This is a genomic window from Amycolatopsis sp. Poz14 (assembly GCF_006704225.1).
GTDB lineage: Bacteria > Actinomycetota > Actinomycetes > Mycobacteriales > Pseudonocardiaceae > Amycolatopsis > Amycolatopsis nivea.
The window spans coordinates 6,321,389-6,336,381 of record NZ_JACLHD010000001.1; the positions used below are offsets into that span (position 1 = coordinate 6,321,389).

General features: G+C 69.8%; 16 protein-coding genes. 11 read left to right on the top strand and 5 right to left on the bottom strand.

Going from position 1 to position 14,993, the window contains the following annotated elements; genetic code table 11:
• Positions 1-75: 75 nt before the first annotated feature.
• Positions 76-873, top strand: a complete 798-nt coding sequence (locus FKO37_RS29600) for a hypothetical protein (protein ID WP_134668442.1) — start codon at positions 76-78, stop codon at positions 871-873.
• Between the two features lie 337 nt (positions 874-1,210).
• Positions 1,211-2,209, top strand: a complete 999-nt coding sequence (locus FKO37_RS29605) for an IS481 family transposase (RefSeq protein ID WP_037820819.1) — start codon at positions 1,211-1,213, stop codon at positions 2,207-2,209.
• A gap of 233 nt (positions 2,210-2,442) precedes the next feature.
• Here the strand turns inward: FKO37_RS29605 and FKO37_RS29610 are convergent, their stop codons facing one another.
• Positions 2,443-3,486 carry a ferrochelatase gene (locus FKO37_RS29610; protein WP_134734509.1) on the bottom strand — a complete coding sequence of 348 codons (1,044 nt, stop codon included), beginning with the start codon at positions 3,484-3,486 and terminating at the stop codon, positions 2,443-2,445.
• Positions 3,487-3,573: 87 nt separating this feature from the next.
• Between FKO37_RS29610 and FKO37_RS29615 the strand changes: the two genes are divergently transcribed.
• The 3 genes from FKO37_RS29615 (at position 3,574) to FKO37_RS29625 (ending at position 5,964) form a co-directional block, all read left to right on the top strand.
• Positions 3,574-4,158: a TetR/AcrR family transcriptional regulator gene (locus FKO37_RS29615; RefSeq protein ID WP_238606612.1), complete on the top strand. Its 585-nt coding sequence runs from the start codon at positions 3,574-3,576 to the stop codon at positions 4,156-4,158.
• A 637-nt stretch (positions 4,159-4,795) separates the two neighbouring features.
• A complete protein-coding gene (locus tag FKO37_RS29620) occupies positions 4,796-4,969 on the top strand; it encodes a hypothetical protein (RefSeq protein ID WP_238606613.1) in 174 nt (57 codons plus the stop codon).
• Positions 4,963-5,964, top strand: coding sequence for an MFS transporter (locus FKO37_RS29625; protein ID WP_238606614.1), 1,002 nt, complete (start codon positions 4,963-4,965; stop codon positions 5,962-5,964). Before FKO37_RS29620 ends, FKO37_RS29625 begins: the two co-directional genes overlap by 7 nt.
• A 54-nt stretch (positions 5,965-6,018) precedes the next feature.
• Here FKO37_RS29625 and fabI read toward each other — a convergent pair whose 3' ends face one another.
• Positions 6,019-6,786 (bottom strand): enoyl-ACP reductase FabI, encoded by a 768-nt coding sequence (gene fabI, locus FKO37_RS29630; protein ID WP_009078109.1) that lies wholly within the window; start codon positions 6,784-6,786, stop codon positions 6,019-6,021.
• 39 nt (positions 6,787-6,825) lie between these two features.
• Entirely contained in the window at positions 6,826-7,530 is a 705-nt protein-coding gene (gene fabG / locus FKO37_RS29635; RefSeq protein WP_043826988.1) for a beta-ketoacyl-ACP reductase, read from the bottom strand.
• A gap of 167 nt (positions 7,531-7,697) precedes the next feature.
• Here fabG and FKO37_RS29640 point away from each other — a divergent pair, with 167 nt between their 5' ends.
• Genes FKO37_RS29640 through FKO37_RS29665 form a run of 6 tightly spaced genes read left to right on the top strand, consistent with a single transcriptional unit; the run spans position 7,698 to position 12,942 of the window.
• Positions 7,698-9,020, top strand: a complete 1,323-nt coding sequence (locus FKO37_RS29640; protein WP_037806513.1) for an MFS transporter — start codon at positions 7,698-7,700, stop codon at positions 9,018-9,020.
• 14 nt (positions 9,021-9,034) lie between these two features.
• The gene (locus tag FKO37_RS29645; protein WP_037806515.1) at positions 9,035-9,700 is read left to right on the top strand and encodes a response regulator transcription factor; all 666 of its coding nucleotides are present in this window, start codon (positions 9,035-9,037) and stop codon (positions 9,698-9,700) included.
• A gap of 3 nt (positions 9,701-9,703) precedes the next feature.
• Positions 9,704-11,092: a HAMP domain-containing sensor histidine kinase gene (locus FKO37_RS29650; protein ID WP_037806517.1), complete on the top strand. Its 1,389-nt coding sequence runs from the start codon at positions 9,704-9,706 to the stop codon at positions 11,090-11,092.
• Positions 11,089-12,030: a TAXI family TRAP transporter solute-binding subunit gene (locus FKO37_RS29655; RefSeq protein WP_037806519.1), complete on the top strand. Its 942-nt coding sequence runs from the start codon at positions 11,089-11,091 to the stop codon at positions 12,028-12,030. The genes FKO37_RS29650 and FKO37_RS29655 overlap by 4 nt, the downstream gene beginning before the upstream one ends.
• 16 nt (positions 12,031-12,046) lie before the next feature.
• Positions 12,047-12,472, top strand: coding sequence for a thioesterase family protein (locus tag FKO37_RS29660; protein ID WP_134668433.1), 426 nt, complete (start codon positions 12,047-12,049; stop codon positions 12,470-12,472).
• Between the two features lie 8 nt (positions 12,473-12,480).
• Complete coding sequence (locus FKO37_RS29665) at positions 12,481-12,942, top strand: tRNA (cytidine(34)-2'-O)-methyltransferase (RefSeq protein ID WP_134668511.1); 462 nt, start codon at positions 12,481-12,483, stop codon at positions 12,940-12,942.
• A gap of 94 nt (positions 12,943-13,036) precedes the next feature.
• Here the strand turns inward: FKO37_RS29665 and FKO37_RS29670 are convergent, their stop codons facing one another.
• Together FKO37_RS29670 and FKO37_RS29675 are read right to left on the bottom strand one after the other, a co-directional pair.
• Entirely contained in the window at positions 13,037-14,017 is a 981-nt protein-coding gene (locus tag FKO37_RS29670) for a VWA domain-containing protein (RefSeq protein WP_009078098.1), read from the bottom strand.
• 37 nt (positions 14,018-14,054) lie between these two features.
• Positions 14,055-14,936, bottom strand: a complete 882-nt coding sequence (locus FKO37_RS29675; protein ID WP_238608351.1) for a DUF58 domain-containing protein — start codon at positions 14,934-14,936, stop codon at positions 14,055-14,057.
• Between the last annotated feature and the right edge of the window lie 57 nt (positions 14,937-14,993).

Consider the following 14,993-nt stretch of genomic DNA (forward strand, 5'->3'; position numbering starts at 1 on the left):
GCATCCGTCGACGTGGAGCGGCTCCAGCCGGGCGGGGATCGGCGGAGCCGGGAGGAACCGGTAAAATGAGCGGTCGTGTGCCGACCCAGTGCGACCCTCGCCGTCTGGTCCTCCGCGTGGCTGAACGGGGCCGCGGCGTCCGACGACGTCCTCGACGCCTTGCAGGACTGGGCCGAGGCCCACGACGTGGTCGCGGCCGATCCCGCTGCCGCCGACGCGTTCGATCTTCCGCTCGCTTTCCATCGGGCGGCCACTCCCGTGCAGCTGCTGCTCGCGCTACGGGCGCAAGGGGCGGTGAGTGCGCAGCTGGTGCTGCCGGTGCCCGGGGATGTGCGGGGTCTTGGCGGCGGCGGGCCGTTTGCCGACGCGGCGTTGCGGTGCGGCGAGGCTGTGGTGCTCGGCGGGCTGGCGTTCGGGTTGGTGCCGGAGCCCATCGCCGAGGGGCTGATGCGGTGGACGGTGTACTCGCTTCCCGCGCCGGTCTCGTTGGAGTATCAGCCGATGCCGGATGCCGAGCACGGGTTGACGGATGCTATCCGGGCCAGTGCCGGGGCGTTGCAGGCGTTGGATGTGGCGAGCGATCGGCCTGGGGTTCGGGCGGAGTTGTCGGCGCATTTGCGGGCTCGGCCTCAGGTCGAGTGGCCTGCCGGGACGCCCGGGCGGGCGTTGCGGGTGTTGCAGCGAGCCGAGGAGATTTCGGCGATTTTGGCTGTGGCGCAGGCGGATGATCCGGGTGGGGCGTTGTCGGCTTCGGCGGTGAATCGGCGGGCTGAGGCGTTGCGGCCGTTGGCTGAGGCTGTTCGGGGGGCGCGGACTGCTTCCGTTAATGAGGCTGTGCGGGTGTTTGCTGAGCAGGGGGATCGGCAGGTTTGACTGCTCGTCGCCTGGCGGCGACATTGCTTGGTGGTTGCATGGGGCACCCCGAAGCTTGATTGTGCTGACGGTCTGAGGGTGCTTGTCAAGGCGGGAAAGATGCCTTGACAAGCACCCTCAGACCGCAGGAGAGCTTCGTATCGGGGTGCGGGGGTGGTGTGGGTGCACCGATCGTTGGGTGCATCGGTGGCGGTTCGGGTTGGGGGTTGGGGCTAGCTGTGATGTCCAGGGACGTTGTCCCGGGTTAAGGCGGTGACCGGCCTGTCGTGCTGACAGGTGAAGGCCCCGGGGGTGAAGTGGAGCTGTCTAGGAACCGCTTCGCCCGCCGGAGGCCTTCGTGTCCCACCCTAACGCCGCCCTGACCCCGCGCACCCGCCTGCGCCTCGCCCGCCTGATCGTCGAGCAGGGCTGGACCTGCACCGCCGCCGCGAAAATGTTCATGGTCGCCACCAAGACCGCCGCGAAGTGGGCCGACCGCTACCGCGCCGAAGGCACGGCCGGGATGACCGACCGCAGCTGCCGCCCGCACCACAGCCCCGCCCGAACGTCCCCGCAACTGACCCGCCGGATCGTGCGGCTGCGGTGGCGCCAGCGGCTGGGCCCGGCCCAGATCGCCGGCCGGCTCGCCATCCCTGCCTCGACCGTGCACGCCGTCCTGACCCGCTGCCGGATCAACCGGCTCTCCCGCATCGACCGGGCCACCGGCGAACCGCTACGCCGCTACGAGCACGACCACCCCGGCTCGCTGATCCACGTCGATGTCACCAAGTTCGGCAACATCCCCGACGGCGGCGGCTGGCGCCACGTCGGCAAGCAGCAAGGCAAAAAGAACAGATCAGCGACCTCCCGCCGCACCGGAACCTGGAGCACCGACCGGCACGCCCGCACCGGCACCGCGTTCGTGCACACCGTGATCGACGACCACTCCCGCGTCGCCTACGCCGAGATCTGCGCCGACGAGAAAGCCGACACCGCCGTCGGTGTCCTGCACCGCGCGGTCGCCTGGTTCGCCGACCGCGGCGTCACCGTCGAACGCGTGCTTTCCGACAACGGTGCCTGCTACCGCTCGTCGGCCTGGCGCGGGACCTGCACCGAGCTGGGCATCACCCCGAAACGGACCCGGCCTTACCGGCCGCAGACCAACGGCAAGATCGAACGGTTCCACCGCACCCTGGCCGAGGGATGGGCTTACGCCCGCTTCTATCCCAGCGAACACGACCGCCGGGCAGCGCTGCCGGGATGGCTGCACTTCTACAATCACCACCGGCCCCACACATCCACCGGAGGCAAACCACCCGTCACCCGGCTGACCAACCTCCCTGGACATCACAGCTAGCGCCCCAATGTGGCATTGGGTGCATGAGGTGCACCCAAAGTGGCGTTCGTTGCGTGGGACGCACCCAATGCCGCATTGGGGCGGTATCCCGAGCGGCCGCGGGGAGGGCGAGCGGGCCGTGAAGGGGTCCTTGAGGGAATCCAGGTACGTGAAGGGGGCCCTCACGACCGGTGGTGGGTCGCGAGGGCCGCCCTGGGGGAATCTGGTTCCGTGAGGGTTCCCCTCACGGACGGTCAGCGGGTGGGGCGGCGCGGGGGTTCGCAGCAGGCGACTGCACAGGGGGCACCGTTGACGGTGCAGCCTGCGGCCGGGAACGGGGAAAGCTTCCGGGCGGGAGCGTCGGAGAGGTGTTCGCGGACCAGTTCGACCACCATTTCGGCGAACCTCGGGTCGGCATCGGGAGTGGCCGCGCGGGCGAAGGCCATGCCGTGTTCGGCGGCGCGGTCGGCGGCTTCGTTGTCCAGGTCCCAGATTACTTCCAGGTGGTCCGCGACGAAGCCGATCGGGCTGACCACTACGGATTCCACACCTTGAGCGTGCAGGGCGTCGATGTGGTCGACGATGTCCGGTTCCAGCCACGGGATCTGGGGCGGGCCGGAGCGCGACTGCCAGACGACGTCGTACTCGGCGATTCCGGCTTCCGCGGCCACGAGACGGGCGGCTTCGGCGATCTGGCTCGAGTAGCGGCGGCCGCCTTCGGAGGGTGGGCCGGAGGCCAAATCGGCGCTTTCCGGGATCGAGTGGGCGGTAAAAACCGTGCGGGTGCCGGGGCGGTCGCCGAGTTTCGCGTGGGCGGCGCGGACCGCGTCGGCGACTGCGGAGACGAACAGCGGGTGGTCGAAGAACTGGCGCAGCTTCACCAATTCCGGCGCGCCGTCGCCGACGGAGGCGCGGGCTCGTTCGATGTCCTCGTCGTACTGGCGGCACGCGGAGTAGCCGCCGTACGCGCTCGTCGGGAACACCAGCGCGCGGCGCACGCCCGCGTCCTTCATCCCGGCCAGGGTGTCCTCAACCATCGGCGCCCAGTTGCGGTTGCCAAAATGCACCGGAAGCTCGATGTTCTCCGCCGCGAGCTGCTTCTCGACCGCCGCGATCGCGGCCCGGTTCAACCGGTTGATCGGCGAGACCCCGCCGAAATGCTGGTAGTGCTCGGCAACCTCGAGCAGCCGCTCCCGCGGCACGCCCCGCCCCCGGGTGACGTTCTCCAGGAACGGCATCACCTCGTCGGGCCCCTCCGGACCCCCGAACGAAAGCCATAGCAACGCGTCGTAACCCACGGTGCTCATCCTGCCCCTGTGGCGCTCCGCACGCCTCGGCGGCCCGGTTATGTACTGGCCTATCCAAAATGTGTTAGCGTGGTCGTCATGCCGAGGCCACGAGAGTTCGACGAAACCGAAGCACTCGAAGGCGCGATGAACGCCTTCTGGGCGCGAGGATACGAAGCGACCTCGACCGAGGAACTGTGCGCCGCGACCGGACTAGGCCGCAGCAGCATCTACAACACGTTCTCCAGCAAGCACGAACTGTTCCGCCGCGTGCTGGACCACTACTCGCACCGCGGCATCCGCCTCCGGGAAACCCTGCTGGACAACGCCCCGGACGGACTAGACGCCATCCGCCTGCTGCTCGCCTCGACAATCGACGACGAACTGGAAAACGGCAGACGCGGCTGCCTAATGGTGAACACCATCTCCGAATTCGGTACCACCGATCCAGAGGTAGCCGCACAGGTGAACGCGGACACCGAAGCGCACCTCTCCGCACTGATCCACTTCGCCCGCACCGGCCAAGCAGACGGCAGCGTCACCCGCGACAGAGACGCAACCGACATCGCCAACTTCATCCACGCCACCATCTCGGGAATCCGCACCATGTCCCGCCGCGGAGCAGAACGAAAAGCTTTGACCTCAGTAGCAGAACTAGCGACAAGCGCAATCGCCCGCCGCTAACCCGCCAACCGCCGCCGCCGCCCACCCGCAGCCGCCGCGACGCGCCCCAATGCGGCATTGGGTGCATCCCACGCACCGAACGCCACATTGGGTGCATCCGACGCACCCAATGCCACATTGGGGCGCTAACCCCCCACCCAAACCGCAGCCGAAATACCCAACAATCGAGGCACCCACACCGCCCCCACAGCCGGTGCGCCCAACGAGCGAGGCACCCAGCCCCACCCGCAGCCGGTGAGCCCAACCATCAAGGCACCCAGCCCCACCCCGCAGCCAGTGCACCCGCTATCTAGACACCCACACCACCCCGCAGCCGATCCACCCGCTATCGAGGCACCCAGCCCGACCCGCAGCCGATGCACCCGCTATCTAGGCACCCAGCCTCTCTCCCGCAGCCGGTGCACCCAACGAGCGAGGCACCCACACCTCCCCCGCACCCCGATACGAAGCGCATCTGCGGTTCGGGGGTGCTTGTCAAGGCATCTTTCCCGCCTTGACAAGCACCCCCGAACCGTCAGCACAATCAAGCTTCGGGGTGCCCCACGCAACCAACAGCCGATGTCGCCGCCAGGCGACGAGGCCAAACCCCCCACACATCCACATTTTGTACTACAAGTTCCAGAAAGAGAGCCCACCCGTGCCCCCAGCCGTCTTCGTACTCGGCCTCAGCATCTTCGCCCTGGGCACCTCCGAGTTCATGATCACCGGCCTCCTCCCCGGAATGGCCGCCGACCTGAACGTCACCATCCCCGACGCAGGCCTCCTGATCTCCGCCTTCGCCATCGGCATGGTCATCGGCGCCCCTTGCTAGCAATAGGCACAATCCGCCTCCCCCGCCGAACCACCCTCCTCGGACTCCTAGCCGTCTTCAGCGCCGCACACGTCATAGGCGCAATCGCCGACGGCTACCCCCTCCTCTTCGCCACCAGAATCATCAGCGCAATAGCCTGCGCCGGTTTCTGGGCAGTAGCCGCCGCAACCACCGTCAACCTCGTCCCGGAAGCCCGCCGCGGACAAGCGCTAGCAGTACTGGTCGGCGGCCTCACGATCGCGAACGTCGTAGGCGTCCCCGCAGGCACCCTGCTGGGACAACACGCAGGCTGGCGCAGCGCATTCTGGGCAGTAGCCGCACTGACGATCATCGCCGCCCTCGCCGTCCTGCTGTCAGTCCCCCGCACCCCCAAGGAAACCGAAGCACCGAGGATCACCGAAGAACTGCAGGTATTCCGCCGCAGCCGCCTCTGGCTAGCCCTGGGCGTGATCGCCCTCCTCCAGGCAATGGTCTTCGCGACGTTCAGCTACCTGGCACCCCTGCTGGTCTCCGTGGCCGGACTCCCCGAAGCAGGTGTCCCAGTAGTCCTCGCCCTCTTCGGCGGTGGCGCAGTAATCGGAATTTACGCAGGCGGCAAACTAGCCGACAAGTACCCGTTCGCCACCCTTTACGGCAGCCTCGGCATCGCCCTCGCCGCCCTCGTCGCGCTAGCCTTCGCAACCACCCCAGCGGTAGCAGTAACCGCCGTACTCATCCTGGGCGCAGCCGGATTCGCCGCCAACCCAGCACTCAACGTCCGCGCCTACGCCGCAGCAGGCGGCACCTCAACCCTCGTAGGCGCGAGCACGACTTCGGCATTCAACGTAGGAAACACCGTCGGCCCCTGGCTCGGCGGCACCACGATCAGCGCGGGAATGGGATTCTCCAGCGTCGCCTGGGTAAGCGTCGCACTCGGCGCACTAGCCGTAGCCGCCCTCACCGCGGCCCTGCGCCTCCACAAACGCGACACCGCACCGGACCTGGTGGCCGCCTAAAAAGGCGAATGGCCCCGCGGGAACACTCCCGCGGGGCCATTCACAACACCAAGCTCAGATCCCGAGCGCGTGCACTCCGCCGTCGACCATGATCATCGAACCGGTGGTCGCGGGCAGCCAGTCGGACAGCACGGCGCACACCGTCTTGGCGGTCGGCTCCGGGTCCGCGGAGTCCCAGCCGAGCGGGGCGCGGCCGTCCCAGCCGCCTTCGAGTTCGCCGAAGCCGGGGATGGACTTCGCGGCCATGGTCTTCATCGGGCCGGCGCTGACCAGGTTGACCCGGATGCCCTGCGGGCCGAGTTCCTTGGCCAGGTAGCGGTTCACCGACTCCAGCGCGGCCTTCGCGACGCCCATCCAGTTGTAGACCGGCCAGGCGACGCGCGCGTCGAAGTCCATGCCGACGATCGAGGCGCCGCGGCCGAGCAGCGGCAGCGTCGCGACCGCGAGCGACTTGAACGAGAACGCCGAGACGTCGACCGCGACCTTCACGTCGTCGCTGGGAGCGTCCAGGAACGGCGCGCCGAGGCAGCTCTGCGGCGCGAAGCCGATCGAGTGCAGCACGCCGTCGAGGCCGTCGACGTGCTCGCGGACGCGGTCGGCGAGCGAGTCGAGGTGCTCCTGGTTCGTGACGTCCAGTTCCAGCACCGGGGCGGGCTCCGGCAGCCGCTTGGCGATGCGCTCCACCAGCGACAGCCGTCCGAAGCCGGTGAGCACGACCTTCGCGCCCTCCTGCTGGGCGATGCGGGCCGCGTGGAACGCCAGCGAGGCGTCGGTGATGACGCCGGTGATCAGCAGCCGCTTGCCTTCGAGCAATCCGGGCAACACGTCCTCCAGGTCGTGGGGTGTTCTTCTCGGGAAAAGTCAGTGGCCGAGGCCGAGGCCGCCGTCGACGGGCAGCACCGCGCCGTTGACGTAGCCCGCCTCGTCCGAGGACAGGTACCGCACCGCGGCGGCGATCTCGGCCGGTTCGGCGTACCGGCCGGACGGGACGTTGGCGAGGATCTCCTTGCGCCGGTCCTCGCTCAGCGCGTCGGTCATGTCGGTGTGCACGAAACCGGGCGCGACCACGTTCGCGGTGATGTTGCGCGAGCCCAGCTCGCGCGCGAGCGAACGCGCGAAGCCGACCAGGCCCGCCTTCGAGGCCGCGTAGTTCGCCTGCCCGGCCGAGCCGGAAAGGCCCACCACGGACGAGATGAACACGAACCGGCCCCAGCGGGCGCGCAGCATGCCGCGCGAGGCCCGCTTGGCGACGCGGAACGCGCCGGTGAGGTTCGCGTTCAGCACGCGCTCGAACTGCTCCTCCGACATCCGCATGAGCAGGGTGTCGTCGGTGAGCCCGGCGTTGGACACCAGGACCTCGACCGGCCCCTGGTGCTCCTCCACGAGCTTGAACGCCGCGTCCACCTGCTCGGCGTCGGTGACGTCGGCCTGCACGCCGAACAGCCCCTCCGGCGCGCCGGACCCGCGGTGCGTCACCGCGACCCGGTGGCCCTGCTCCGCGAGGTCGCGGGCGATCGCCAGCCCGATGCCCCGGTTGCCGCCGGTGACCAAGACCGACCGTCCCACTGCGTTCTCCTCGTCGTCTTCGCGGTTGCGCCCGCCTGAGGCTATCGGCTGCGCTGACCGGCGGCGCACCCGGCACTCCCGTCCTAAGCGACGGTAAGGAACCGCGTCTCGACCTTGATGGTTACTGCCCGGTTGGTCACCGTGAGTCGCGACACAGGAGGTCAAGGATGACTACCCGGATCCAGGACGCCGGCTCGGCGCGGGACGAGCGGCGCGTGGTCGGCAACGTGCTGCGCGGCTCGATCGGAAACCTCGTCGAGTGGTACGACTGGTACGCCTACTCGGCGTTCACCGTCTACTTCGCGAAGGCGTTCTTCCCCGGCGGCGATGCCACGGCGCAGTTCCTCAACACCGCGGCAGTGTTCGCCGTCGGATTCCTCATGCGGCCGCTCGGCGGCTGGCTGCTCGGCCGGTTCGCCGACCGCTACGGACGGCGTTCCGCGCTCGTGCTCTCGGTTTCGATGATGGCGTGCGGCTCGCTGCTCATCGCGCTGACGCCGGGCTACGCGACGATCGGCATCGCGGCGCCGATCCTGCTGGTGTTTTCCCGGCTGCTGCAAGGGCTTTCGGTCGGCGGCGAGTACTCAACCTCGGCGACGTACCTGTCCGAGGTGGCCACGCCCGGCAAGCGCGGGTTCTACTCCAGCTTCCAGTACGTGACGCTGGTCGGCGGGCAGCTGCTCGCGCTGGGGCTGCAGCTGATCCTGCAGAGCGTGCTCACCGACAAGCAGATGGGCGACTGGGGCTGGCGGATCGCGTTCGTCGTCGGCGCGCTCGCGGCGGTGATCGTGATGGCGCTGCGGCGGTCGATGGACGAGTCGGAGAGCTACCAGCGGGCCACCGAGGGGGCGGAAACCGGCAAGGGCGAGCGCGGCACGCTGCGCCAGCTCGCGAAGTACCCGCGGGAGATCCTGCTCGTCGTCGGCCTGACGCTCGGCGGCACGGTCGCGTTCTACACCTACGCCACCTACACGCAGAAGTTCCTGGAGAACACCGCGCACATCCCGCGCCGCACGGTCACCGTGATCATGTTCGTCGCGCTGCTGATCTTCGCGATCCTGCAGCCGCTGGCCGGACGGCTCTCGGACCGGATCGGCCGGCGCAAGCTGCTGATGTTCTTCGGCATCGCGGGCACCCTGCTGACCGTGCCGATCATGACCCTGATGGCGCGCACCAGCCAGCCGTTCCTCGCGTTCCTGCTGCTGCTCGGCGCGCTGGTGATCGTGACCGGCTACACCTCGATCAACGCGATCGTGAAGGCCGAGCTGTTCCCGACGCGGATCCGCGCGATCGGCGTCGGCCTGCCCTACGCGCTCACCGTCGCGATCTTCGGCGGGACCGCCGAGCTGATCGCGCAGGCGCTGAAGAAGGCGGGTCACGAATCGCTCTTCTTCTGGTACGTCGCGGGTTGCGTCCTCGTGTCGCTCGTCGTGTACGCGACAATGCGGGAAACTTCGCGTTCGTCCGCCCTCGAACGCGGCGAGGACTGATCGGGAGGACGGCCGTGCGCGTGCTGCTCGTGGAGGACGACACCGGGGTCGCCCGGGCACTCGCCGAAACGCTGCAGGCGCACGGCCACTCCGTCACCGCGGTCGGCCGCGGCTCGGACGCGCTCACCCGGCACCGGGACGCGGACCTGCTGCTTCTCGACCTCGGCCTGCCGGATCTCGACGGGCTGGACGTGCTCCGCAAGATCCGTCAGGTCTCTCCGGTGCCGGTGATCGTGCTGACCGCGCGCGACGACGAGCGTTCGGTCGTCCGGGCGCTGCGTTTCGGCGCGGACGACTACCTGGCGAAACCGGTGCGGATGGCGGAGTTGCTGGCCCGGATGGACGCGGTGGCGCGGCGGGCGGGCAGCTCCTCCCCCGCGCCGAAGGACCCGGTGGTGCAGATCGAGGACGTCGAGATCGATCTGGGCGCGCGCCGGGTCGTGGTCGGCGGCCGCGACATCGGGCTGACCACGAAGGAATTCGCGGTGCTGGCGGTGCTCGCCGCGCGGCCCGGCACCGCGGTGAGCCGCCAGCAGCTGATGGACGAGGTGTGGGGCGACGCGTACCTCGCCGTTTCGCGGTCGCTCGACGTCCACATGACGCAGCTGCGCGCGAAACTCGACCGGCCCGGCCTGCTGACCACGATCCGTGGCTTCGGCTACCGGCTCGGCCGGAGCTGATCGGTGCGCACTCGCCTGCTGGCTGTCCTCGTCACGCTCGCGCTCGCCGTCGTGGCGGCGTTCGCGGTTCCGCTGCTGTCCGCGACCGCCGATCAGCGGACCCAGCAGTTGGTGATTTCGCGCAGCAGCGATGTCGACCGCTTCGTGGTGCTCGCGCAACAGGCGGTCGATTCCGGCGACGCGACCGCGTTGAACGCCGACGCGCGGCAGTATTCGTCGTTATACAGCGAAGGCGTGCTGATCGTCGACGCGCAGCGGCAGCCGCTGGTCGAAACTGGCGGTCTGACCAGCAGTGATCCGGACGCGCGGACCGTCATCGAGGCGACGCTGCGCAACGAGCCGGAAGCGCCGGTCGAACGGATCCAGCCGTGGTCGGACACGCCGGTGCTGTTCGCGCGCCCCGTCGGCACCGGGACGCGGGTGTCCGGCGTGGTGCTGCTGCGTGCTTCGGTGACCGCCGCGGCGCAGGACGTCGCGGCGGCGTGGAGCGCGATCGCGGCCGGGGCGATGGTGGTCGCGGCGCTGTTCGTGCTGCTCGCGGTCCTGCTGTCGCGGTGGATGGTGCGACCGCTGGTGGAGCTGGAAACCGGCGTGCTGGCGGTGGCGGGCGGACGCCGGGCGCAGGTGCCGGAACGGTCGGGGCCGCGCGAATTGCGGTCGCTCGCGGCGTCGGTGAACCGGATGTCCGACGCTGTGGTCGAGTCGGCGAACCAGCAGCAGCGGCTCGTCGCGGACACCTCGCACCAGCTGCGGAACCCGATGGCCGCGCTCCGGCTCCGGCTCGACCTGCTCGGCACCGAGGTCGAAAACCGCCCGGCCTACGAGGCGACGGTGGCGGAAGTCGAGCGCCTGGAACGGATTCTCGACGGTTTGCTCGCCCTCGCCACCGCGGAGAGCACCGCGACCCGGCTGGCCGCGCGCGCCGACGACGAGCCCGCGGACCTGGCCGCTGTCGTGGCGGAACGGGTCGACGCGTGGCGGTTGTCCGCCGACGAAGCCGGCGCGACCCTCGTGCCGTGCGAAGTGCATACTGAGCCGCTGCTGGTGCGCACGCCGGAAAGCGAACTGGCGCAGATTCTCGACGTCCTGCTGGACAACGCCGTCCACCACGCCGGTCAGGGAGCCACCATCACCGCCGCTTGGGAGTCCACTTCGGACAGTGTCACGCTGATCGTCTCCGACGACGGTCCGGGCCTTCCTCCGGAGGACCTCGCCCGGGCCACCGAACGGTTCTGGCGCGCGGGCGGCGACGGCGCGCCTCGCGGCACCGGCCTCGGTCTCGCCATCGCGCGGGAGCAAACCCGTGCCCGAGGCGGGGTTCTGGAGCTGCGCGCGGTCGAACCGCATGGCCTGCAAGTCCGGATCACGCTGCCCGCGGCGGTGACGCCGTGAAGGTCACCCGCCGCACCGCGCTCCTCGGCGGCCTCGCCCTGACGCTCGCCGCCTGCGACGACACCTACCGCGGCCCGGACCGGAAGATCACCATCGCGTCCGGCGAACCCGGCGGCTTCTACCTGGCCTTCGCCGAGGTCCTGGCCGCCGAATTGTCGCGCGCCGAACCGCGGCTGCACTGCAGCGCGCTGCCCACCGAGGCGAGCGTCGAGAACGTGCAACGCGTCCAGGACGGAACGGCCGACTTCGGGCTGGCGCTCGCCGACGTGGCGCAATCCGCGATCACCGGCGGCACGCCGTTCGGGAAACCCGTTCCGCTGCAAGCACTCGGCCGCGTCTACGAGAACTACCTCCAGCTGGTCGTCCGCGCCGAGGACCAGCTCACCGACCTGCGCTCGCTGGCCGGCCGCCCGATCTCGGTCGGCGCGAGCCGCTCGGGTGCCGCGCAACTGGGCGAACGGGTCTTCGCCGCGAGCAACATCCCGGTCCAAGCACAGCATCTGCCGCTGAACGACGCGGTCGCCGCTCTGCACGACCGCCGGATCGACGCGTTCCTCTGGTCCGGCGGCATCCCGACGCCCGCCCTCGCCGACCTCAACCGCACGACGCCGCTCTCGCTCATCCCGCTGACGTCGGTGCTCCCCCAGCTGCGCAAGGCGTACGGTCCGCTGTACGAACAGGTGCAGGTGCCCGCCGGGGCTTACCGCGGGGTCGGCGCGCTCGGCACGATCGGGGTGGCGAATCTGCTGGTCTGCTCGCCCAAGCTGCCGTTCGACGTGGCGGCGGCGGTGGTTCGGGTGCTCGCGGGGCGGGCTGCCGAGCTCGTGCCCGCACAGGCGGTCGGGACGCAGTTCCTGGACGTGCGGACGCTGATCGGCACCCAACCGGTCCCGCTGCATCGGGGGGCGGCCGACACCTACCGCGCCCTGCACGGCTGATCGCTAGATTGGTCGGGTGACCGAACGCCGCCCTCTCGTTGAAATGCCCCTGCGCGTGCGCTACCACGAATGCGACGCTCAGGGGATCGTCTTCAACGCGCATTACCTTGCCTACGCGGACATGGCGGCGTTCGAGGTGGAAAGAACCCTCTTCGGTTCGCACGACGCGCTGCTCGCCACCGGCGTCGACCTGGTGGTCGCCGAGTCGAATCTGCGGTATTTCGCGCCGTGCCGTTTCGACGACGAGCTCGTGGTGTCGGTCTATCTGGTGCACTTGGGCACCACGTCGATGCGGTTCGAGCTGGACATCCGCCGCGGCGACACGGTGACCACCGAGCTCCGGCTGCGGTACGTGTTCGTCGACACCGAGAACTACCGCAAAGCGGAGCCGCCGCCGGAAGTGCGCGCGGCTTACGCGAAGTATCTACCCGAGGCGGCGTGAGGCATCCCGTGTTCCGAGTCTTGTTCTACTGCCCCGAAATCCCGCCCAACACCGGCAACGCGATCCGGCTGGCCGCGAACACTGGATGCGAGCTGCACCTGGTCGAGCCGCTGGGGTTCACCTTGGAGGACAAGCAGCTCCGCCGTGCCGGGCTCGATTACCACGACCTCGCGCGGGTCCACGTGCACGCCGATCTGGCCGCGGCGTGGAAGGCGTTGCTGCCCGCGAAGGTGTACGCGTTCAGCGCCGGGGCGACCCGGCTCTACACGGAGGTTTCTTACGCCCCAGGGGATGTGCTGATGTTCGGGCCGGAGTCCGCCGGGCTGCCGGACGAGGTTCAGCGCGCCCCGGAGGTCACCGAACGGCTGCGGTTGCCGATGCTGCCCAACAACCGGTCGCTGAACCTGGCGAACACGACGGCGATCGCGGTGTACGAAGGCTGGCGGCAGAACGGTTTCGCCACGCCGTGAAGACGGCTCGCCCCAGGAACCGCGCGGCGGCGGCATGGTGTGGATCCGCGTGTCGCTTCCGGCCGGGACCGCTCCCCGCCGGAAGCGACCGGCGTCAAGGCAGTCTCTGGCCGAACACCAGCGCGGTCGCCGCCCCGGCCATGAGGATGATCGTCCCCAGCACCACCCACGGCTTGCTCGCGTCGGCGTTCTTCAGCTCGTACCCGATCTGCTCGCCCAGGTCGGCGTAGACGCGTTTCAGCTCGTCCGCGCTCGCCGCCTTGTAGAACTCTCCCCCGGACAGCCGGGCGATCTCGCGCAGGGATTCGTCGTCCACGCGGACGTCCTGCTGCTTGCCCTCGATGTCGACCGACCCGTGCTCGGTGCCGAACGAGATCGACGAGATCGGCATCTGCGCCTGCTTCGCCGCCTGCGCCGCGGTGTACGCGCCGCGCGGGGCGTACAGGTCCTCCGGCACCGTCTGCTTTCCGTCGCTCATCAGGACGATCCGTGCGGGCGGCGGACCGTCCGCGCCGCCGACCACCGCGGAGAAGCTCTGGATCGACTGCATCGCCGCGTAGATGCCCTCGCCGGTGGCGGTGGACTGGGCGAGCTTCAGGTTGTCGATCGCCTTCGTCACGCCTGCCCGGTCCGTGGTCGGGTTGACCAGCACTGTCGCGGTTCCGGCGAACGAGATCAGGCCCAGGTTGACGCCCGGGGTCATGTTCTGCGCGAACTGCTTCGCCGCGTCCTGCGCCGCCTTGAGCCGCGTCGGGGCGACGTCGGTGGCTTCCATCGACAGCGACACGTCGATCACCAGCATGACCGTCGCCCGGTTGCGCGGCACCTTCTGCTCCGCCGTCGGACCGGCCAGCGAGACCGTCAGGAACAGCAGCGACAGCACGATCAGCACCGCGGGCACGTGCCGGATCCAGCCCTGCGCCTTGGGCGCGACCTTCTCCAGCAGCTCCAGATTCGCGAACCGCATCACCCGGCGGCGCCGCTGCCGCTGCGACAGCACGTACGCGGCCGCCACCGCGGCCACTGCGATCAGCAGCAGGAACCACCACGGCGAACTGAATCCGGCGAGGCTCATGCCGTCGCCTCCTTACCGGTTGCCGCGTGCATCGTGGTCATGCGACGCCTCCCGACCAGCGGCGCTTGCGGGCGACCACGAACCGCACCATGTCCGCGATCCAGTCGGAATCGGTGCGCAGCACCAGATGCGCGGCCCCGGCCCGGCGCAGACCGGCCGCGACCGCCTGCCGGTGCGCGTTCGCCGCCGCGCCGAACTCCTTGCGCAGCAACGCCGAAGCGTGCACCTCGCGCTGCCGTCCGGTCTCCGGGTCGGCCAGCACGACAGTGCCGACGTCCGGCAGGTCCACGTCGCGCGGGTCGACGATCTCGATCGCGATCAGCTCGTGCCTTCCGCCGAGCGCGCGCAACGGGCGCTCCCAGTCCATCGGGCCGAGGAAGTCGGAGAGCACCACCGCCAGTCCTCGCCGCCGCGGCGGACGGCGCAGCTTTTCCAGCGCCTCGGCGAGGTCGCCGCGGACGCCTTCGGCGGCACGGGGCGTCTCGGCGAGCCGCCGGACCAGGCCGCGGGCGTGCGGAAGCCCGCCGCGCGCCGGGAGCCGGGTGATGCCTTCGCCGTTGGACACGAGCGCGCCGATCCGGTTTCCGCCGCCGCCGGTCAGATGCGCGACCGCGGCGGTCGCGCAGACGACCAGATCGCGCTTCTCGCACAGCGCGGTGCCGAAGTCGAGGCTCGCCGACATGTCCGCGACGACCCACGTCTCCAGCTCGCGGTCCGCGACCGTCTCGCGGATGTGCGGCGTCGTCGTGCGCGCGGTGACCGCCCAGTCCATCCGGCGCACGTCGTCGCCGGGCTGGTACGGCCGCGCCTCGCCGGGCTCGGAACCCGGCCCCGGGACGAGCCCGAGGTGGTTGCCCTGGAGCAGCCCGTCGAGGCGGCGGCGCACTTCGAGTTCGAGCGTGCGCAGTCCCGCTTCCATCCGGTCGCCGCGCAGGATCGGCGGGGCCCAGCCGGGCCGTCCGCCCGGTTCTTTCGA